The organism is Dyadobacter sp. CY356 (genome assembly GCF_021440195.1).
Classification (GTDB): Bacteria; Bacteroidota; Bacteroidia; order Cytophagales; family Spirosomataceae; genus Dyadobacter.
On record NZ_JAJTSZ010000001.1, the window covers coordinates 166,750 to 186,090 of the forward strand.

At 39.8% G+C, this 19,341-nt stretch carries 17 protein-coding genes and 1 pseudogene; 15 read left to right on the forward strand and 3 right to left on the reverse strand.

Translation table 11 applies throughout. The annotated features are described in order from the left end of the window. Positions 1-215 precede the first annotated feature (215 nt). The 14 genes and pseudogenes from LXL81_RS00700 to LXL81_RS00765 all read left to right on the forward strand — a co-directional run bounded on the left by LXL81_RS00700 (position 216) and on the right by LXL81_RS00765 (position 14,873). The gene (locus LXL81_RS00700) at positions 216-578 is read left to right on the forward strand and encodes a hypothetical protein (RefSeq protein ID WP_234644785.1); all 363 of its coding nucleotides are present in this window, start codon (positions 216-218) and stop codon (positions 576-578) included. An 82-nt stretch (positions 579-660) separates the two neighbouring features. Then, a complete protein-coding gene (locus LXL81_RS00705; protein ID WP_234644786.1) occupies positions 661-1,044 on the forward strand; it encodes a hypothetical protein in 384 nt (127 codons plus the stop codon). A 305-nt stretch (positions 1,045-1,349) separates the two neighbouring features. Then, positions 1,350-3,251 (forward strand): helix-turn-helix domain-containing protein, encoded by a 1,902-nt coding sequence (locus tag LXL81_RS00710; protein WP_234644787.1) that lies wholly within the window; start codon positions 1,350-1,352, stop codon positions 3,249-3,251. A gap of 199 nt (positions 3,252-3,450) precedes the next feature. After that, positions 3,451-3,996 carry a hypothetical protein gene (locus tag LXL81_RS00715; RefSeq protein WP_234644788.1) on the forward strand — a complete coding sequence of 182 codons (546 nt, stop codon included), beginning with the start codon at positions 3,451-3,453 and terminating at the stop codon, positions 3,994-3,996. Between the two features lie 103 nt (positions 3,997-4,099). Beyond that, positions 4,100-5,971: a T9SS type A sorting domain-containing protein gene (locus tag LXL81_RS00720; RefSeq protein WP_234644789.1), complete on the forward strand. Its 1,872-nt coding sequence runs from the start codon at positions 4,100-4,102 to the stop codon at positions 5,969-5,971. Between the two features lie 100 nt (positions 5,972-6,071). Next, positions 6,072-6,566, forward strand: a complete 495-nt coding sequence (locus LXL81_RS00725; RefSeq protein ID WP_234644790.1) for a type VI secretion system tube protein Hcp — start codon at positions 6,072-6,074, stop codon at positions 6,564-6,566. Between the two features lie 34 nt (positions 6,567-6,600). Further along, positions 6,601-7,434, forward strand: a complete 834-nt coding sequence (locus LXL81_RS00730) for a T9SS type A sorting domain-containing protein (RefSeq protein WP_234644791.1) — start codon at positions 6,601-6,603, stop codon at positions 7,432-7,434. A gap of 133 nt (positions 7,435-7,567) precedes the next feature. Continuing rightward, positions 7,568-8,422, forward strand: coding sequence for an alpha/beta fold hydrolase (locus LXL81_RS00735; protein WP_234644792.1), 855 nt, complete (start codon positions 7,568-7,570; stop codon positions 8,420-8,422). Positions 8,423-8,608: 186 nt separating this feature from the next. Further along, positions 8,609-10,018 (forward strand): AraC family transcriptional regulator, encoded by a 1,410-nt coding sequence (locus tag LXL81_RS00740; protein WP_234644793.1) that lies wholly within the window; start codon positions 8,609-8,611, stop codon positions 10,016-10,018. 324 nt (positions 10,019-10,342) lie between these two features. Beyond that, positions 10,343-11,683 carry a DUF418 domain-containing protein gene (locus LXL81_RS00745; RefSeq protein WP_234644794.1) on the forward strand — a complete coding sequence of 447 codons (1,341 nt, stop codon included), beginning with the start codon at positions 10,343-10,345 and terminating at the stop codon, positions 11,681-11,683. A gap of 133 nt (positions 11,684-11,816) precedes the next feature. Then, a complete protein-coding gene (locus LXL81_RS00750; RefSeq protein WP_234644795.1) occupies positions 11,817-12,722 on the forward strand; it encodes an AraC family transcriptional regulator in 906 nt (301 codons plus the stop codon). Positions 12,723-12,787: 65 nt separating this feature from the next. Continuing rightward, complete coding sequence (locus LXL81_RS00755; protein ID WP_234644796.1) at positions 12,788-13,255, forward strand: DUF1761 domain-containing protein; 468 nt, start codon at positions 12,788-12,790, stop codon at positions 13,253-13,255. A 46-nt stretch (positions 13,256-13,301) separates the two neighbouring features. After that, positions 13,302-13,895 (forward strand): YdeI family protein, encoded by a 594-nt coding sequence (locus LXL81_RS00760; RefSeq protein ID WP_234644797.1) that lies wholly within the window; start codon positions 13,302-13,304, stop codon positions 13,893-13,895. Between the two features lie 3 nt (positions 13,896-13,898). After that, positions 13,899-14,873: pseudogene (locus tag LXL81_RS00765) on the forward strand (helix-turn-helix transcriptional regulator). 45 nt (positions 14,874-14,918) lie between these two features. Here the strand turns inward: LXL81_RS00765 and LXL81_RS00770 are convergent. From LXL81_RS00770 to LXL81_RS00780, 3 genes are all read right to left on the reverse strand, one after another. Then, positions 14,919-15,911 carry a TolB family protein gene (locus LXL81_RS00770; RefSeq protein WP_234644798.1) on the reverse strand — a complete coding sequence of 331 codons (993 nt, stop codon included), beginning with the start codon at positions 15,909-15,911 and terminating at the stop codon, positions 14,919-14,921. A gap of 174 nt (positions 15,912-16,085) precedes the next feature. After that, positions 16,086-17,057 (reverse strand): alpha/beta fold hydrolase, encoded by a 972-nt coding sequence (locus LXL81_RS00775; RefSeq protein ID WP_234644799.1) that lies wholly within the window; start codon positions 17,055-17,057, stop codon positions 16,086-16,088. A 130-nt stretch (positions 17,058-17,187) separates the two neighbouring features. Next, positions 17,188-18,072 (reverse strand): AraC family transcriptional regulator, encoded by an 885-nt coding sequence (locus LXL81_RS00780; RefSeq protein WP_234644800.1) that lies wholly within the window; start codon positions 18,070-18,072, stop codon positions 17,188-17,190. Between the two features lie 279 nt (positions 18,073-18,351). Here LXL81_RS00780 and LXL81_RS00785 point away from each other — a divergent pair, with 279 nt between their 5' ends. Continuing rightward, a complete protein-coding gene (locus LXL81_RS00785; RefSeq protein WP_234644801.1) occupies positions 18,352-19,272 on the forward strand; it encodes a beta-1,6-N-acetylglucosaminyltransferase in 921 nt (306 codons plus the stop codon). Positions 19,273-19,341 lie beyond the last annotated feature (69 nt).

Consider the following 19,341-nt stretch of genomic DNA (forward strand, 5'->3'; position numbering starts at 1 on the left):
TTTTATTAAATATAATCAACTTTCAACATCTCTGGTGAATTTGTGATAAAACTTTCGTCAAACGCTGTTAAACTGTTGTTGATTGATTAAGAAGTATAGCATGCAAACTGCTATTTGGTCACTTTTAATTTGAATTTTATAAGTTTTGGATTGTTTTTGGCAAGCATCGGCATCTGTGCAATGTATATTTTTGTGAAACCAAAAACGAAATGGACATGATCATCAAATTAATCAGCGGAGCACTAATTGTGTTCACAGCTTACATGGGTTTCAAACATGGCTGGCAGGCACTTCATATCAAACCAGGTGATACAGGTCCCGAAGTAGATTTGTTTAATAAGTTGAATGTTAGTCCGGTTACCATAAAAATTATTGGAGTTCTGAGCATTTTGGGCGGTCTTCTTATTCTGGCTCCCCAAACATTTTTCATAGGAAATTTACTGAATGCTTTTGTGATCGTATTTCTGATGGCGATGTTTTTAAATGTCAATGAAATTAAGCCGGCATTGGTTGAAATACCATTTCTGATCGTGCCTTTGTTGCTGATTTATTTAAAATATCCATATGACTTTGGATAATGTAAAGTATAAAAAACTTGCATATTCAATCAACGTAGATAAATTTATGATCGATTTATAAATGTTGAGGTGAAATATTTTCATGAATAAACCAACTCCCGAAGAACTGCAAAGCTTTTTTCGTTCAGATATTTTCCGGTCTGAACGTGCATTGAACGGAGATTTTACGCAGGCCATTGAAGCTTTTTACGAACGATTTTATTCAGCATTTGATCAAAAAAAATATAATGAAATTGGTATTCACATTGACGACATCCGGCGTGAGCAATTGCTTTTCGATGAGCAAACGGATACAGATTTTAAAGTAATTATTGATTTTCATTTTATTCAGGAGCCAGAAAATAAACAATCATTTTCTTTAATTGGAGCTGAGGAAGAGAAGATGTTTTATGATCAGGATAAAGAAGAGCTTCTCAGTTTTTTCATATTAAGGTTTCGAAGGTATAGCCGGCTTTTGATTCAGTGAAGTCATCATTATTTTAATTTTATTTTCATAAGTCAAATCCAAATTCTGATTTGTATCGTACATAGATTATCCATACCTGAAAAGGTTTGGATAGAGGAGGGTTTAGAAACAGCTTCGGAAATTCCGGGGCTTTTTTTTATGCCCCAATTTTCTATGAAAATACGTTCAATAAGATTAGTTTAAAATTTAAATAGTTGCAGTCAGGAGAGTGCAGAATTTAAATTATTTTGCATAAAAAATAGAAATTTTATTACTGATCAGTTTATGGCCGACAGTTTTGAAATTTCCAAATACATGCCTGGTCAATGAGTGCTTCGGAAAAAGAAAAGGTGATGCTGGACAAAGTCAATCAGATTATTGAAAGAAATTTTAATAAGTCTGACTTTGGAATCGATGAAATTTGCCTGGAACTTGGTACAAGCCGGTCCCAATTATACCGGTATATAAAGGAGCAAACCCAGCTTTCGACTTCCCTGTATATCCGGCATAGAAAGTTGATCAAAGCACGAGAATTACTGGAAAGTTCGGAAATGAAAACGTCTGAAATTGCCTATTATCTGGGAATAGACAGTCCACAAAATTTCAGTAAATATTTTACCCAGGAGTTCGGGCAATCGCCAACTGCTTACCGGAAATTGATTCTGGAAGGGAAAAATAATGTAGCAGAGAAAACGGTTGATGAAATCCCGGATTCTGCATTACCTCCGGTTATTGAACAAAAGAATAACAAAAGATATCCTCATAAATATTTTTATCCGGTTATCGGATTTATTCTAGGTCTGGCACTGATCATTTCCTTTTGGAAACCTTTCTCTGGAAAAACTGAAAATGTAAGGAGTCTCCCAATATTTTCGGGAAATTCTATTGCCGTTATGCCTTTCAAAAATCTTGGTTCGCCGGAAACGGCGTACTTTTGTGACGGGATTATGGAGCAGATACATGGTTCGCTTTCGCTGATTCATAAACTAAAAGTTATATCCACAACTTCCTCAGACAAATATAAAAATTCTCAAAAACTGGTCCCGCAGATTGCCAGGGAACTGGATGTTAATTATATTCTTGAGGGTTCTGTTTTTCAGGTAAATAATAAGATCCGGATAAATGTTGAGTTGGTTAGAGCACGCGACGACCGGTCGGTCTGGACGAAAAGTTATGACGGGGATACAAAAGACGTTTTTAAATATTTAACCAATGTTTCCAGAGAAGTAGCCAGTGAACTGGATCAAAAACTGAGTGATGCCGCAATGGAGAAACTTGGCAAAGTACCAACCACAAATCCGGCTGCTTACAACGAATATCTGAAAGGGAGTCAGCTGATTGTGTCCAGAAAAAAGTCTGATCTTGAAGAAAGTATTGTCAAACTCAATAAAGCGATCGCACTGGATCCTGAATTTGCCGCCGCTTATGCGAGCAAAGGACAGGCATATCATCTTTTGGGCGAAAGCGAATTTATTGATAATGCCAAAGCGCTGAAAATGACCGAGCAAAATTCTCTGACCGCCATCAGGCTTGATGCAGAAAATGGACTTGCCTATGCAAATCTTGCGAATATTTATCGAAATCAATATAAATGGGAGCAGGCAAAAACGGCATATGAAATCGCACTGAAATATAATCCGAATGATGCTCAGATCAATTATTGGTTCAGCCTGTTATTGAGAAGTACCGGCAAAATGAAAGATGCGATCCGTTACAGTTCAAAGGCTGTGGAGCTTGATCCGCTGCATCATGTTATTTTTGGAGGTAATCTTTTGAATTATATATATGGCGGAGAACTTGATCTGGCCAAAAAAAGTATGGATGAAGGGCGTGTTCTTTTCAGTGATTCATGGGTATATTATTGGTGTGCAGGCTATTATTTTATTGCCAAAGGACAATACAAAGACGCTCTGAAATGTTATGCTCTGGCCAATCAGAAAAATCCCGGAATAAAATCAATTAAATACCAGACTGTCTATTGCCAGGCCATGGACGGGCAAACTGATAAGGTCGTTTCTTACTTAAAACAATTACCTGAAATTCCTGAAAATTATATTTCCAGATGTGTAATTTACGCCGGCCTGCACGACAAGAAACGCAGCTTGTACTATCTACGGAAAGCGGCTGACGCCGGTATTATGTCCACTGACATGAAAGTATCTTCCCTTTTTATCAGTCTTCGTGGAGAACGGGAATATAAAGCTGTTTTGAAGAAATTCGGTTTGTAAGCATTCATTTCTAAAAAATTAAATTACCAATTATTGTCCTCAATCCGGCATTTGACCAAATAGACTAAAGAGTTGGTCAAATAAACTAATCCCGAATCAATACGCCAAGTAATTGAACTGATATACCAACACGTGCAGAAACGGGTTGGCTAAATTTGTTTTATCAGTATACCTTCTCAAAGCTCCCGGAAAATTCAAGATGAAATCGATCATTCAAAGATCTTCTATGGACTTTACTTTCATTGTTATTCTGATGTTTATCGGAATAACGTGTAGTAGCGACCGTTCAATCAAGGAAAGCATTACAGAAGCTTCATCTGCCTATGGAATTCTGGCAGAAAAGTCGCTGGATCTGATGGCCGAATTTGATTTTGAAACATGGGGCACCATGTTAAGTGATAGTGTGGTTTATTATTTTCCTAACGGGGATGAAGCAAGCGGGCAAAAACTGATTGGGAAAACGGCTTTGCTTGCCTGGTGGAAAAATTATATTACCGTTTCTGGTATAAGATCCATGTCTATCGAGAATGCCAGTTATGTACCTATATGTATTGAAAAGAATGCCAGATCGGGGGTATTGCCCGGCAATCAGGTGATCGCCTGTTTTTTAAACAAAATGATCTATGAAAACGGTGTCGTATCCGTGAAAATGAACTTCATTATCCATTTTGATAAAAATAAAATGATTGATGGCTACTACACTTATTATGACATGACCGCAATCAATAAAATACAGAAAGTTTAAAATATAGCCGGGAATTTTAGTCTCCAAATTCTTCGGGACAGATTTTCATATTGCCAGAATACAATTTTTAACCCAGGAATCTTTTAACATAAACAGAAGGATTATGTATCAACTTTACATTATCAGAAAACGTGCGGGAAGGTGTTTAGTATCATTACTGCTCATATTTCCATGGTATTTTTCAGCATCGGCGCAGGTAACTTCCAGTTTGTATTTTGACAATGCAAACGGTCAGATCAGTTTTCTTGAATCAGCTCCCGGCCATCTTGTGAAACATTACCCGGCCAATTCGACGGGTATACAGGAAGGCGACATTACACTGTATGAAGGCGTGAGAACGATTCCTGGCGGTCCTGTAATAGATTGTATTGTCAAAACGGTGCGTTTGACCAATGTTGATACCTGGGAGTCCTTTGACGAAAACAGGACATCGCTCAATACGCCTACTGTATTTGCGAATAATTCTCCGGATTATTTTTCGCCCCAAATTTATTTTTTAACCGGTGGAGGAAATGTTGTATTCGAGTTTCAGTTCATTCTTGGCGGGACTTTCAATACTACATCACTTGCAGGTACCAATGTAACACTGCAAAACGTGAAGTTGAATACCTATGATCTTGATGGTAACAACTTTCCCGGATCTTTTCAATATAATAAGTTCACCGGTTTTAATTCCAGTCAGCTATATTCCAGTCCGCCTAACATCACACGTGTGACCCCCTCTTACGACGGATCAACTGGTCTGACAGTATTTACGGCAAACCAGATTGCAAATCTTAACCCCATCACCGATCCCCGTACCAGAGTTCTTGTCAGCAATAACAATTTAAGTAAATTTACACTGGTTGCAGGAAGCTATGGCGACGGAATCTCATTGTTTTTTCTGGATTTTTCCCAGGGTGCTTCTTTTGAATCTGTAACACTTCCGGCCCCGACAATTGACCTGAATACAACTGCAATCGGGGTTGATAACCTGGAATCTTCCTGTGATATTGAGCTCTCATTTTCAAAGGCTTCACAAACGAATATCTCCACGGCCAGTCAGCCATTGTTATCACTGGATATTTCTTATCCCTATTCAGGAATCCTGGATGGAGCCAGTGAGAAGCTGCTGATCAATGGTGCCACCGCCGGAACATCATCTTACGACCTGAATTTTGCAACAGAAGGTGCTCCTGCTTTTGTCACGGTTGGGGGTATGGTTTATACAGTGACAGAAAGTGTAAATACGGTTTCCGGTGTTATTTATAATAAATTATCATTTACGCCACCAGTAAGTTTTACCATTGATCAGGCCGAGTTTCTGTTGGATGCTCTACGGTATACTAACGTTTCAGCGGCGCCGGCGCAGGGAAAGCGTAATTTTGTCATAAATATCCGGGACGCTACGTTTAAAAGTCCTGATGCAATTTTCAGCGTTTCTTTGCCTTGTACGCCACTTCCCGTCACGCTGACGTCATTTGATGTTTTAAATGAAAATGAAACGGTGATGATTAGCTGGTCTACTACCGAAGAAAGTAATAGTGATTATTTTGAAATACAGCATAGCAGTGATGCCAGGCTCTGGAAAAAGCTGGGAACCGTTTTAGCGTATGGTGATACAAAAACCGTTCAGCAATATCACTTTACAGATAATTTTCCTTTGGCAAATATCAATTATTTCCGTCTTAAAATGGTTGACCGAGATGCGACTTATGCTTACAGCCGGATTCGGACGCTAAATTTTGATAGGGAGGCATCAGCCAGAATTTTTCCAAATCCGGTTTCTGATATTCTGACTATCGAAACGCCTGACTGGTCGTCTGTTTCCGGCATAGAGATCTACAATGCAGCTGGGCAAAAAGTATTTGGCAGGAATGGAAAAGATCTTCAAAAATCCATTGATACAAGCTCATTCAGTCCGGGGATATATGTTGTCAAACTTTTGAAAAATAATACTGAATCCCATTTTGATAAGATTATAATTAACAGATAACCAGTTTGTTATTACTTATTATGCCAAAATTAAAACCCAAATCCGAGTTCACATTAGTCTTATATCTTAATCATAACCATCTGTAACTATCTTTTACATTATGAAAACCAAACACTTCTACCCGATTTTATTTGCTCTTCTTTTTTTATCATTCGCGAGCCAGGCGCAGAGTTATTATTTGTACTACCCGGGCATAACGGTGGGAAAAGGTGTAAAAGGACATTCTGACGAGGTTTACATAATCGCCCTTTCAAACGGATTCAGCAAACCATCTCCTTCAGGTCCTCCTGTTTTTCAGGATTATACTCTGTCTAAAAATAATGATGTTACAAGTATTGATATTCTGAAATATGCAACACAAGGGACTGTTACTGATGGAGTTGAAATCAGAGCATATGCAACAGGATCGACCTCGCCTGTACTGACTATTCAGCTGAAAGGTGCTTCTATCACTTCGTATGCCGTAGGTGGGGCTAGCCAGGATGGCGGTTGTACCAATTGCTCAGGATTGACCGAAAATATCACAATAGCCTATGGCGCTATCAAAATCGGAACTTTTGTATGGAGACTTTCAGATAACACAGCAAATTTTTGATATGATCAGGCACGTAAAATTCAATCTATATCTAATGTTATGCCTGGTATTTACGATCTCATCATTTGGCGTGACTGCACAACAATATTCTGGTTTGGCGGCTAATATCCCGTCCTGGCAGGAGGATTTCCGTAAACTGAAAAAGTCGCCGGCACTGAGTAAACTGGAAGAAATACGGGCACGTACAGCTCCTGATTATTTTAATAATTTGTACGGAGCGAAATCCAGATATGCAAAACGGGAGGGTAATACTTTACGGACAGCGGCAGATTGCGGCAATTACGTATGTAGTGCCACGCCCTTGCCGGTTACCTTGATTTCTTTCAAAGGTGAACGGATAGATGCAAATCATGCTGGACTGACATGGGAAACTTCGTCAGAAACTAATAATGCAGGATTTGATATTGAAAGATCGCTGACGGCGGCCGCAACCTTTGAAAAGGTTGGTTATGTTGACGGCGGCGGGACGATTTCGAAGGAAAAATCCTATGCGTTTTCCGATCTGAATTCGAATGAAAACATAAGTTATTATCGTTTGAAACAACTGGATTATGACGGGACATTTGAGTATTCCAGAATTATTGCCGTCAACGGGTTTAAGGAATTATTATCGTTAATCACTGTTCCAAATCCGGGAACGCAAAACAATACTTTTTTTCAGGTTTCCGGGAATGATTCATCGGGGGAAATTGATTTGACCATACTGAATGTTAAGGGCCGGATAATTTATCAAAACCAGCGGTTTAAGACGAAAAATGACAAAAAGATTTCACTTGCCGGATTTCCCAAACTAACCTCAGGGCTGTATGTAGCGAAGATCATTTCGGCCGGCCAGCAATCCACTGTATCATTTGTGATCAGCGAGTAATAATAAATCTTAAAAGAAGGTGTAAGGCAGGATTTATCGTAAAGTCAGATTTGAATGGGTATATTTACTTTTAAAAAATCTGATAGAAATGCGTTGTTTACCGATTAAAGTTTATCAGAAGAAAACTTATAAAATGATGAAAAAGCTGCTTGTTTATCTGGTTTTGATGCTGTGTTTTCAAAATGTATTTGCCCAATCTGCATCACCAGTGGCCTCTAAAGCATTGTTTGGTAATAATTCAAAAACAGGTAAATATGCAGACATTCGTGGTTTTAAGATGTATTATGAAGTTTACGGCACTGGAAAACCTCTGTTACTGATTCATGGAAATGGAGGCTCCATAGAAAACTTCAAAAACCAGATTCCATATTTTGCCAAAAACTATAAAGTAATTGTTGCCGACAGTCGTGCGCAGGGAAAATCAGCGGATCCGGCAGATTCGTTGTCGTATGAAATGATGGCAGATGATCTTAATGAATTATTGAATAAGCTGAACGTAGATTCCTGTAATGTTGTAGGTTGGAGTGACGGTGGTATCGACGGTATTCTACTGGCCATCAGGCATCCTGAAAAAGTAAGAAAACTGGCCATAACCGGAGCGAATTTATGGCCGGATACTACGGCCATTGAACCCGGATTTGTAAAAATGATCGTAGCGGCCAAGGACAGTCTTTCCAAAGTGCAGCAGATTTCCGAGGTTAAAGCACAGGAGAAATTACTTAATCTGATGATCTTCAATCCAAATATCACCACAGCGGATTTGAAAAATGTAAAATGTCCAACGCTCGTTATTGGTGGAGATCACGATGTGATTTTGCCGAAGCATACCATGGTGATCGCTGAGGCCATTCCTAAATCCTATTTGTGGATTTTACCAAATTCGGGGCATTCAACGCTTGTCGTGTATAAAGATATGTTTAATCAGGTGGTTGGTGATTTCTTCAAAACACCTTACAGAAAACAAAAAGGTACAGCGCAACTCGAATAAAAAACGTATTTTACCTTCACCGGCAAAGATTGAATAAAGAACAGAACACGCTTGCCAAAGACGGTTATGCATTATGAGGATTTCGTAAATTTCGTATCTTGTGGTCATCGGAAGTCCTCAGAATATCAGCCAATATTTTCCGGGACTTTCAAAATCACACCAAACGATTTCAGGAACCTGTCTGTCATGGAAAAAAATACAAAATCGACCGCTCAAAAAGTGTCTATTGCTGTTTTGCCTTTTTTGAATTTGAGCAATGATCCGAAGCAGGAGTATTTTAGTGATGGCGTGACAGAAGAAATTATTAACGTATTAAGCCATGTGCCTGATTTACAGGTCGCAGGGCGCACTTCTTCTTTTATTTTTAAAGGAAAAAACCAGGATGTAAGGCTGATCGGTGAGCAACTGAATGTTAATCATATTCTGGAAGGAAGTATTAGAAAATCGGGAAATAAACTGCGTATTTCGGCGAACCTGATCAAAGTAGAAGACGGATATCAGATATGGTCCGAGAAATATGACAGAGAGCTGATTGATATTTTTGACATTCAGGATGAGATTGCGCTTTCGATTTTGAAAGAAATCAAAATACAATTATTAAGTACCGAACATGCAACGCCTTTTAAAAGGTATACCAATAATCCTGAGGCCTATCAATTGTATTTGCACGGCCGGTTTTTTCATAACAAATTTGCAGGAGCTGAGGAATTCAATAAAGCGATCGGGTATTTTCAGTTGGCCATTGAACTGGAACCAAACTATGCAATCGCATATGCAGGCATTGCTTCCTGTTATCTGAACATGTGGTTTTATCGCCTTCTTCCGGCAGCCAATGCTTTGCCACTGATGAAAATGGCAACCGAAAAAGCGCTGGAACTGGACGATAGCATTGCGGAAAGTTACCTGGCTCTGGCCCGGATGCAGATGTTATACGAATGGGATTTCACAAATGCCTCTGTCACGTTTAAAAAAGCGTTGGAATTAAGCTGGAACGCGGCCGAATTACATATACAATTTGCCTTGTACTCAGCTTTGACGGGCAGTCTGTCCCAGGCAGAGGAACACGTGATACAGGCTTTATCGCTTGAGCCGTTTTCACTGATCAACAATTTCTATGCGGCCTACGTATACTGGATAGCCGGAAACATTGAAAAAGCCGTCGCTCAGGGACGAAAACTTGTTGCGCTGGAACCGTCATTCTGGGGTGGATATATGATTACAGGCTTGAATCTGATCACGCTAAAAAATTATCCTGAAAGCCAGGAAGCGCTGGAAACTGCGCTGGAACTCAACTATAACGGAATTACGCTTAGTGCCTGTGGTGCATTATTCGGACTTTCCGACGAGACGGAAAGTGCCTGGGATATTCTAACGCAGATGGCTTCACTAAGCAAAACCCAGGTTGTGTCCAATTATGATAATGGCATTGTGCATGCCTGTGTGGGCGATGTGGATAAAGCTTTGCATTATTTTCAAACCGCAATTGAAAAGCATGAACCTCCAATGCTGTTTTTCAAATTCATAGTGCGTGACTGGCTTACCGGCAGATTACATGATGAACGTTATGAAGCACTCGTCCAACAAATTATTGATTAGGAGAATTTCTAATTGTATTAAAGTTTGTCATTTAGCACAATAAGGTAAAAAGGCTTGGGTCAACATAAAGCCAGGCCATATTATAAGAAACTACTTTTTTGGAATAACACGCCAGGAAACGCCAAAGGCAGTCTGCTGATTTTGACGTTTCGGTGTTGAATATTATTCGTTTTACTGACGCCTGTCCTTGTAATTGAGACAATAAGCTAAGTTTTTTCAATGGAAACTTGATATTGATCAAATAGACCAAGTTTTTGACCTAATAGTAAAAGTCTTTCCCTTTTTATAATAATACCTTTGACCGAATCTATTACACTCAACCAGATGAATGCTCAACCCGAAATGCTCCCGGAGCTTATGCTCAAACCGACCGAAAAAACGGATAGAATCAGCGCTATGGATACGATCCGGGGCATTTCGTTGTTGGGTATTTTATTGATGAACATCACCGGCCTTGGTTTATATCATGCCTATGATGATCCAACCGTAACCGGCGGAGCAACAGGTTGGGATTTAAAAGTATGGTGGATAAATTCAATGTTTTTTGAAGGTACAATGCGAGGCATGTTTTCCATGCTTTTTGGCGCGGGCATTGTGTTATTTAACAGTCGTTTGGCCGGAAATATAAATGGCGTTTCAGTCACTGACGCATTCTTTCGCAGATTGTTATGGATGTTTCTTTTCGGTATTATCCATACCTACATTTTATTGTGGAATGGTGAAGTGCTTTATCCATATGCCATCGTTGGTATGTTTGTATTTAGTTTCAGGCACTGGAAGCCGAGCCGTTTGATTGTTGCAAGCGCAGTACTTCTTGTTTTTATGTCACTGATTTATAACTACGACTATTATGATACCAAAACGGCTTTTGATAAGTACACATCCGTTGAGTTGAAAAAGAAAGAATTCAAGAAACTTACAAAGGAAGATTCGACGGCGATTGAAACCTGGAAGGGCAAAGTCTCTGATGCAAAACCACCAAAAGAAAAAATAGATAAATTTGTAAAGTCAATGCATAAGGATTATTGGAGCATTATTAAGGTAAAGGCTCCCATCGCTCAGTTTATGCAAAGTACCTACATGTATCGGTACTTCTTTATGGAAATGGCAGCGATGATGTTGCTTGGTATGGCCTTTCTTAAAACCGGAATTTTCAGAGCAGCCAAATCAAATAAATTTTATTTGATAATGGCTATTATTGGTTACGGAACAGGATTGACTGTCAATTATTTTGAAACCAGTTATGTCATGGATCATCATTTTGATATACTTTCAATGGCAGCAGTTTTCAGGACCTATGACGTTGGCAGAGTGCCAACAACGATTGGGCATATTGCAGTGATTATGCTTTTTATAAAATCAGGTATTCTTCCTTTTCTCCAAAAAAGTCTTTCAGCGGTGGGGCAAATGGCTTTAACAAATTACGTCAGTCATTCCATTATCTGTAATTTTATTTTCATGGGTTATGGCCTTTCCTTATATGGGATGCTGCACCGTCACCAGCTTTATTACATTGTATTCAGTATCTGGATTTTCCAATTAATTTTTAGTCCGATCTGGCTCAGATATTTCCGTTTTGGTCCGCTTGAATGGACTTGGAGAAGTTTGACCTACTGGGAAAAACAGCCAATGAAACGTGAAAATATTAGAATATCGGAAGAATGAAATATATTCTTATCGACAGCGACTTTGGTGGGCGTAAGCAGTCAATAAGAGGACTTAAATCTGGCGAAAAATACAAATTTTGAAAAACTGCTATCCGATTGTTAAATTTGGTTTTAACAATCAGTTGATCACTATGACCTCAAATTCCATCGATGATTTTTACAAACGGGCAACAGCCACGCTCCCGGAAGATATTTCGAAAGAAATAGGTCATTTCAATGTGTTTGAAATTGAAAAACTGTTTGACAAAAAAACAGGAACACGGATTATGCCTTACAGCCGGAGGTCATATTACAAGATCAGCTTTCTGCAAGGTAAAAACAGGGCGGAGTATGCCGATAAGGTTATTAATATAAACGGAAGTGCTCTGCTTTTTGCGACGCCTAAAATTCCCTATCACTGGATACCGGAAGACGATAACCAGACGGGGCTATTTTGTATTTTCACCAGTGATTTTCTTTCTAAAAACAGAGCGGGAATTATCCTCGATGATCTGCCCATCTTTCGTCCGGGCGAACTTCCTGTTTTTGAGCTTACCTCAGAGCAATCGGAAGAACTGGGATATCTTTTCAGGAAAATGCACAAAGAACTGCAAACGGATTACATTTTTAAATATGACCTGCTGCGCAATTTATTGTTAGAAGTCATCCATTTCGGGCAAAAATTGCAACCCGCTTCTTCGCTTAGTTCCGTACAAAACGCTTCTGACAGGATTTCTTCACTATTCATCGAGCTTTTGGAAAGACAATTTCCGCTGGAATCTCAGGAACAAAGACTCAGCCTTCGGGCCGCAAAAGATTATGCAGACAGACTAGCTGTTCATGTGAATCATTTGAACAAAGTACTTAAAGAAACAACCGGGAGCACCACGACTGAAATCATCAGTAACAGAATTGCCCAGGAGGCAAAGATTTTATTGAAACAGACCGATTGGACTATTTCGGAAATCGCATACATATTGGGATTTGATGATCTGGCCAACTTCTCCAATTTTTTCAAAAAGCAGACTTCCTTTACACCAATGGGTTTTCGGGCTTAAAGTTTTAGCTGAAAAAATATATTTACATTTCCCGATTTACCTATGACATAGGGCTGTCATTATGCATGTTTTTCTTTGTGGTGTTGATACAATTTCAATCACTAAAAAATAAAAATATGTTTAACGTTCTGTCTGAAATCTCCTGGTTAAGCGTTCTGCTGGCATTCGTGCCTTACTTTCTTCTTGGCGCTTTATGGTTCACTTTGCTTTTTCCAAAATCATATAAAATTTCATTAGGCAGAGAAAATGACACACCACAAAAACCGGCTCCAATATTTATAATTGGTCCAGCAATTTGTTGTTTTGTGATCACAGTTGCTACTGCCATTTTAATGTATGCTTTAAAAATAGATTCTTACGAAAATGCTGTGATTTTTGCAGTCATTGTTGGATTTGGTTATCTGGCGGCCAATACGGTCAATATTGCTATTAACCCTAATATACCAAAACCGTTGCTTTACGGTTTGATAAGTGGCGCATATCATATGGCTGGTATCTTGATTGTCAGCCTGATTTTAACCGCAATGAAATAAGTATCAGTTCGATTATGCTATTTTTGAGAAAATTCAGCCAGCAATCATGATTGAAAAAGAGTTAAAAACTTTTTATCCGGCAAACCGTCAGCAATGGAGAGCATGGCTGGAAGAAAACCACAATAATGAAAAATCCGTCTGGCTGATTTTCTACAAAAATAAATCAAACACGCCAACCATCACTTGGAGCGATGCCGTGGATGAAGCACTTTGTTTTGGATGGATTGACAGTATTGCAAAACCGCTGGACGAAGAAAAATTCATGCGGTTTTTTAGCAGGAGAAAAGTCAATAGTGTTTGGTCAGGAGTTAATAAAGAAAAAGTCAGGCGACTTATTGAAGATGGGGTAATGACGCAAAAAGGCCTGAAAAGTATCGAAACTGCAAAAAGAAATGGTTCCTGGATATCTCTTGACGATGTAGAAGCATTGATAGTCCCTGCGGACCTGGAAGAGGAGTTTCAAAAAAGGCCAAACGCAAATAGCAATTTTTCAGGTCTGAGTAAATCCGTTAAAAAGAGTATTTTACAATGGTTGAATCAAGCCAAACGATCTGATACGAGGCAGAAGCGCATTGTTGAAATTGTAGAACTTGCTGAACTGAATCTGAAACCACAAGCCATTCAGTGGACAAAAAAATAGCTAATGATTGACCCGGAAATAACGCGACTTTCACGTTTGGTTGCGTTGCTTACATTGCTTCAAACAAAGCGGATATTGACGGCCACAGAACTGGCGAAACGGTTTTCTGTCAGTACACGTACGATTTACCGTGATATTAGAACACTTGAAAGTGCGGGAATTCCTGTGGTGACGCAGGAAGGTAAGGGGTATGCGATGCTGGACGGGTACCGCTTGCCGCCGGTAATGTTTACGCGAGAGGAAGCCATAGCATTACTGACAGCTGAAAAACTTGCCGCCCAACTCACCGACGCAGCCACAGCACATCTCAGCGGGGCGGCGATGAACAAGTTGCGCGCTGCTATGCGGCATGCAGACCGTGATTATCTGGAAACAATTGATCCGCATATTTTTGTTTTGCCCAGCCAGCCCGGGCAATCGAATGCTTACCAGCAATTGGTAACTGCTGTCACCGCGCATCGTGTAGTCAATATTTTATATCGGGGTGCTGACAATGAATCTGCAATTAACCGCGATATTGAGCCGATCGGTCTCTATCTGAGTCAGCAATGGCACGTAGTTGGTTACTGCCGGCTCCGGCAGGCGTTCCGGGATTTCCGACTGGATCGTATTCAATATCTACGGTTAAGCGAAGAAATTTTTACCGCCCGCCCTGAAACATTGGAGCAATAGTGGGTTGACGAAGCCAAAAGAAGATCCAGAGAAAAGGTAACAATCCGCTTTCAGGCAGTTGCTATTTTGCCGGCTCTTGCTCAGCATTTGCACGATACCAAGCAACAGTATGGCTGGACACACGAGGAACTGTTGCCTGATGGAAGTCTGGAAATGATATTTTTAATCGGCTCATTACCTTACCTCGCTACCTGGCTGCTGCCATATGCAGGGGCAGTTACAATACTCGAACCGATTGAGTTAAGGAAACATTTGCATGACCTGGCTCAGCAGGCATATGATTTTTTTTGTAATTCGGATATGTAATTTTTATTTTAAATGACTGATTTTAAAATGTTTCTGGCTAAAAGATCAGAACTGTTCCAGCCCTGTCATAAAAAGATCAAACCCGCCTTTGCCGCCAGGACGGTCAGAAGAAAATATCATGAGCTGGTAATTAAAGTTATAAAGTCTTGGTAGAACCGGCCGGTATTCATTATACAATGTATTGATCCGCCCGCCTGCATTTACAGGTACAGACCATTTCCCGTTTTCCAGTGTGGAAGTATAAATATCAAATCCACCCTTTCCTCCTGGCCTGTCCGAAACAAATACCATCGTATTCTCCATTAAATAAGGGCATTTATCTTCATAAGGACTGGAAAGTTCATCCATTTTTCTGATCCTGAAATCCTTTGGATGAATCAGGTTCTCTCTCGTAATTTGTTCCGCGCCTGTCCGTGAAATCGTTACTTCATAAATGTCGAAATTACCTCCGCGGTTTGAACAAAAATAGATTTTATCACCTTCATACGAAAAAGTCGGATAGGCATCATCCTGATCAGAATTCAATATGTCAAACTTTTCTGGCTTTGGATTATTTCCGTATGTAAGATGTTTTATGTCGAGATTGCCAGAGGAATCGTCTGCATAAAATAAAATCATATCATTGTTGCCACCGGAATTAGCAAAATCTATATTCAGGATTACTGATTTGGGACCGAGCACGTTAAAATCCCCATTTGCCCGGGATGCAAGAAATTGTGCACCATCATAAGAATTTTCTGAATAGGTGCCTGGTATATTTTTATGTGGTTTCAATTCCAGCCGGTCGCCGTAGCTAAAATCTGCTTTGGAATAAATAAGGTTGAAAACATCCTTTTTTTCTCGTTTGGAAGAGAATAACAAATACGTAGAACCTGATCTGTTTGAGGGCATATTGGAATTATAGTCGTCGAATTCAGAATTAAATTCATCCAGGCGTACAACTTCTTCCAGAAATTCCCCATCCTCTTTATGAGAAAAAATCGGCCAGCAGCTTGTCAGGCAAACTACGGGTAAAATAAGAAAGATCAGTTTTTTCATAAAAAGGAGAGATGAGTTGCTTTGTAAGACTCAGATTTACGCAAAAGGGTTGGATAAGTTTTGGATTTAATGTGACTTTTTATTTAACCCATAATTTATTAAATGTCATAGCTGACAAAAAAATGCTCCGACTTACCAGCGGAGCATTTTTTCTAAATTTAAATTCCTAACCTATTAATCTAATTTACCTTCAATCTTACCTATCGGATTTGGATGCTCATTAAATTCTTTTCGCGCTTCCGACCAGGAAGAATTCTCGGGATATAGTGCACTGCGCAGATAAGCCAGGGAAAGTTGTTGTACTGCGGACACGCGTTCCGGATTTTCATCACTCGTTTCAGTAACCAGATATCCGGAAATCCCACCTAACAAATGTTCACCACCAAACAACGTTACCAGCCAGTCGGCTCCCGGACTCAAAGTAAAGGCATCTGTAAACCAGTCCCATCCGCGAATTGTCAAAGGTGAAATGTCTTTATCACCCGCAATGACAAGCGTTGGTGTTGTCATTGCGGCATAACTTGGATTCATAAACGGAAAATGCTCAGCAGCAAACGGGCTCAGGTCGCTGCCTCCTTTTCCTGCCGGGGTCAGCAGTACGCCAACCTTTATCCTGGAATCGGACATATCCTCGCCAAGCGTTCCGTCGGGGTTGATAACCCGAGCACCTAACAACATTCCGGTTGTTTGCGCACCAAAAGAGTGGCCAACTGCAACAATGCTGTCATGATCCAAACGACCTTTAAGGCCAATTACAGAATCTGCAATAAAGTCGAGCTCATCCAGGATTTGTTTCACATCTTCAACACGGAATTTCCAGATCAAAGGTGTACGCGGATCTTCTGGACTGAGGGCCAGTGTTCTTGAATCGAGAAAAGTTGGCTGGATCACAACGAAACCGTTGGCAGCCCAGAAATTTACGAGTGGCGCATATCCGTCCAGTGAAGAGCCATAGCCATGTGCAAAGATGATAATGGGTAACTTGATACCGCTTACGGGAGCTGAAACCCGCAATTGAATTGCTTCGCCACGTTCAGGTGCTGATAATAAAATGGGGCTGACAGACAAAACAGAAGTTGGAACGTTTACTGCTTTATCACTGGCAGTTTTGATAATCTCTGTTTCAATTGATTCTACTTGTTTCATGGATTTGTATTATAAAAAGTTAAAAGAACGACCAGCATGTTGTGGCTGATTGCCTTGTTTGTTTTGTAATACAAAGCTCCGCTTTAACGGATATTCTGAATAGAGAGAATCAAACCGAAAATTATGCTTTTCATACTTTCTCTTTATTCTTTCTGAAAGCGTTTGGGGTAAGAGCGGTAATTCTTTTGAAATAGTTATTGAAATAGCTGGGGTATTCAAAACCCAGAGCAAAGGCAACATCTGCTACACTCCAATTGGTATGTTGCAGTAGCGCTTTTGCTTCGGACGTAATGCGCTCGGCGATATGTACGGATATGGGTTTGCCGGTAATTTCCTTTACGGAGCGGTTGAGATAGTTGACATGAACAGCCAGACTTTCAGCGAAATCCTGGGCAGTCCTTAACCGCAACGGATCTGCGGCGGTTTCTACCGGGAATTGTTTTTCCAGTAATTCCATAAATAAATAGGTCATTCTCGTAGCGGCGTTTTTTTCTTTAATCTCAGTTTGAGGCTGGATACGCAGTGCTTCGTGAATGATGATATCTATAAAACTTCTAAGCATTTCGGCTTTTTTGTCATATTCACCACCATATACGGCTTGCATTCTCTCGAAAATGGATTTAATAAATGTCGCCTGTTCACTATTCAGCGGTACTATGGGTATGCCGTCAAATCGAAATAGGGAAGTGTTCAATAAACTGTCGGTCCGTTCTCTGCTTCCTATAAAACGCTCTGTAAATACGCAAGCGAATCCATTTTGCTCGGGCGATAAATGTTCATTGGAATAAGCAATGTGCGGATTGCCAAAAAACAGGAAAGTATCATTGATATTAAATGTCTGGTCACCATAACAAATATTAAAATGCCCGGTCGCCAAAACAATTTTGTAATAATCACGTCTGCCGTAAAAAAGTTTAGGATAGGAGGGGCCGCTTATCTGGTGGACTTTAAAGCCCTTCAATTTTATTGCGGAACTTTGGAATCCTGCAACCTGACATTCGAGGTTTTTATTCATTTTGTAAAGTTAATAGAATCAAACATTAATGAAAATTGTAGCTGTCAATTTTCATTAATGACCGGATGCGAATTTGTCCGGGTTCCTGGCAAAAGAAAGTTTGTTTAACTGTTTATGATTATTATTTAACGGTTATTTTCCTGCTGTTTTTTTTGTCTACTTTGGGTTATAAAAAATTCGAACATTCATTAGAAAATATTCTATTGACCCTTGCCCGTTTTCAACCCTCCTTCTTTACTGCATGAGTTGTTTTCCAAATCTTAATATTTTTTGACCGCGATGGCAGAACCACTACGGCTTGCTTACCTGATTTTTGTACATAAGGATCCGTCTCAACTGGCCCGTTTACTGAAAAGGCTTTACTATCCAACCAGCATGTTTTATATTTATGTTGATGGTAAGGCAGATATCAATCTTTTTAAGTCGGCAATTAACGGAATGCCTTCGGATCAGGTTATTTGGCTGACAAAACGGAAGTCTATTTCCTGGGGGAACTTCTCTTTGTCCGACGCTTATCTCACCAGTTTTCAGACGATTCTGAAACAAAATCCTGAGCCTGACTTCATCCTGACGGTCAGTGGACAGGATTATCCTATTGCAACCACAGAGACAATACAGAACTGGTTTTTGCAGCATGTTGATCAGACGATCATGGACCATTCTATCATTACTAATAATTCGCCGCATATTACTGAGCGCGTAGAGCAATATTATTTGTCAGTTAAACGGCATCATGCGATCAAATATCCGCATCCCAATCCCGATATACTTAGACGAAAGGTTTTTAATACTGCTTTGCGTTTGAGCGGCTTGTTTCCTTTACCACGAAAAATGCCGATGGGACACCAACTGTTTTTCGGCACAAATTGGTTTCAGCTAAAACCAGCAGCGGTGCGATATCTTCTTGATTTTTGTCGTTTACATCCTTCTTACCTTAAATTTTTTCGCACGACTTATGTGCCCGAAGAATTTCTGTTTCAAACAATATTACTAAACGCTTCTGATGCAGAGAGGGGTAAGATATCCAATCAACGTTTGACATATATGCAGTGGGACAGACCTTCCGGAAGTTACACTTCACCTATATCAATTGACGAATTGCCTTCGATATTAACATCCGCCAAGTTTTTCGCCCGCAAGTTTGACAAACAACATGGTGAAGAAGTTCTCGACCAGATCGATCGGTATCTCGATCAGTGATAAGAAACGAATAAGTTAATCAAGTGATCCATATTGATATTCCTGTAAAAAACCTTTTTCCCTTTTAAC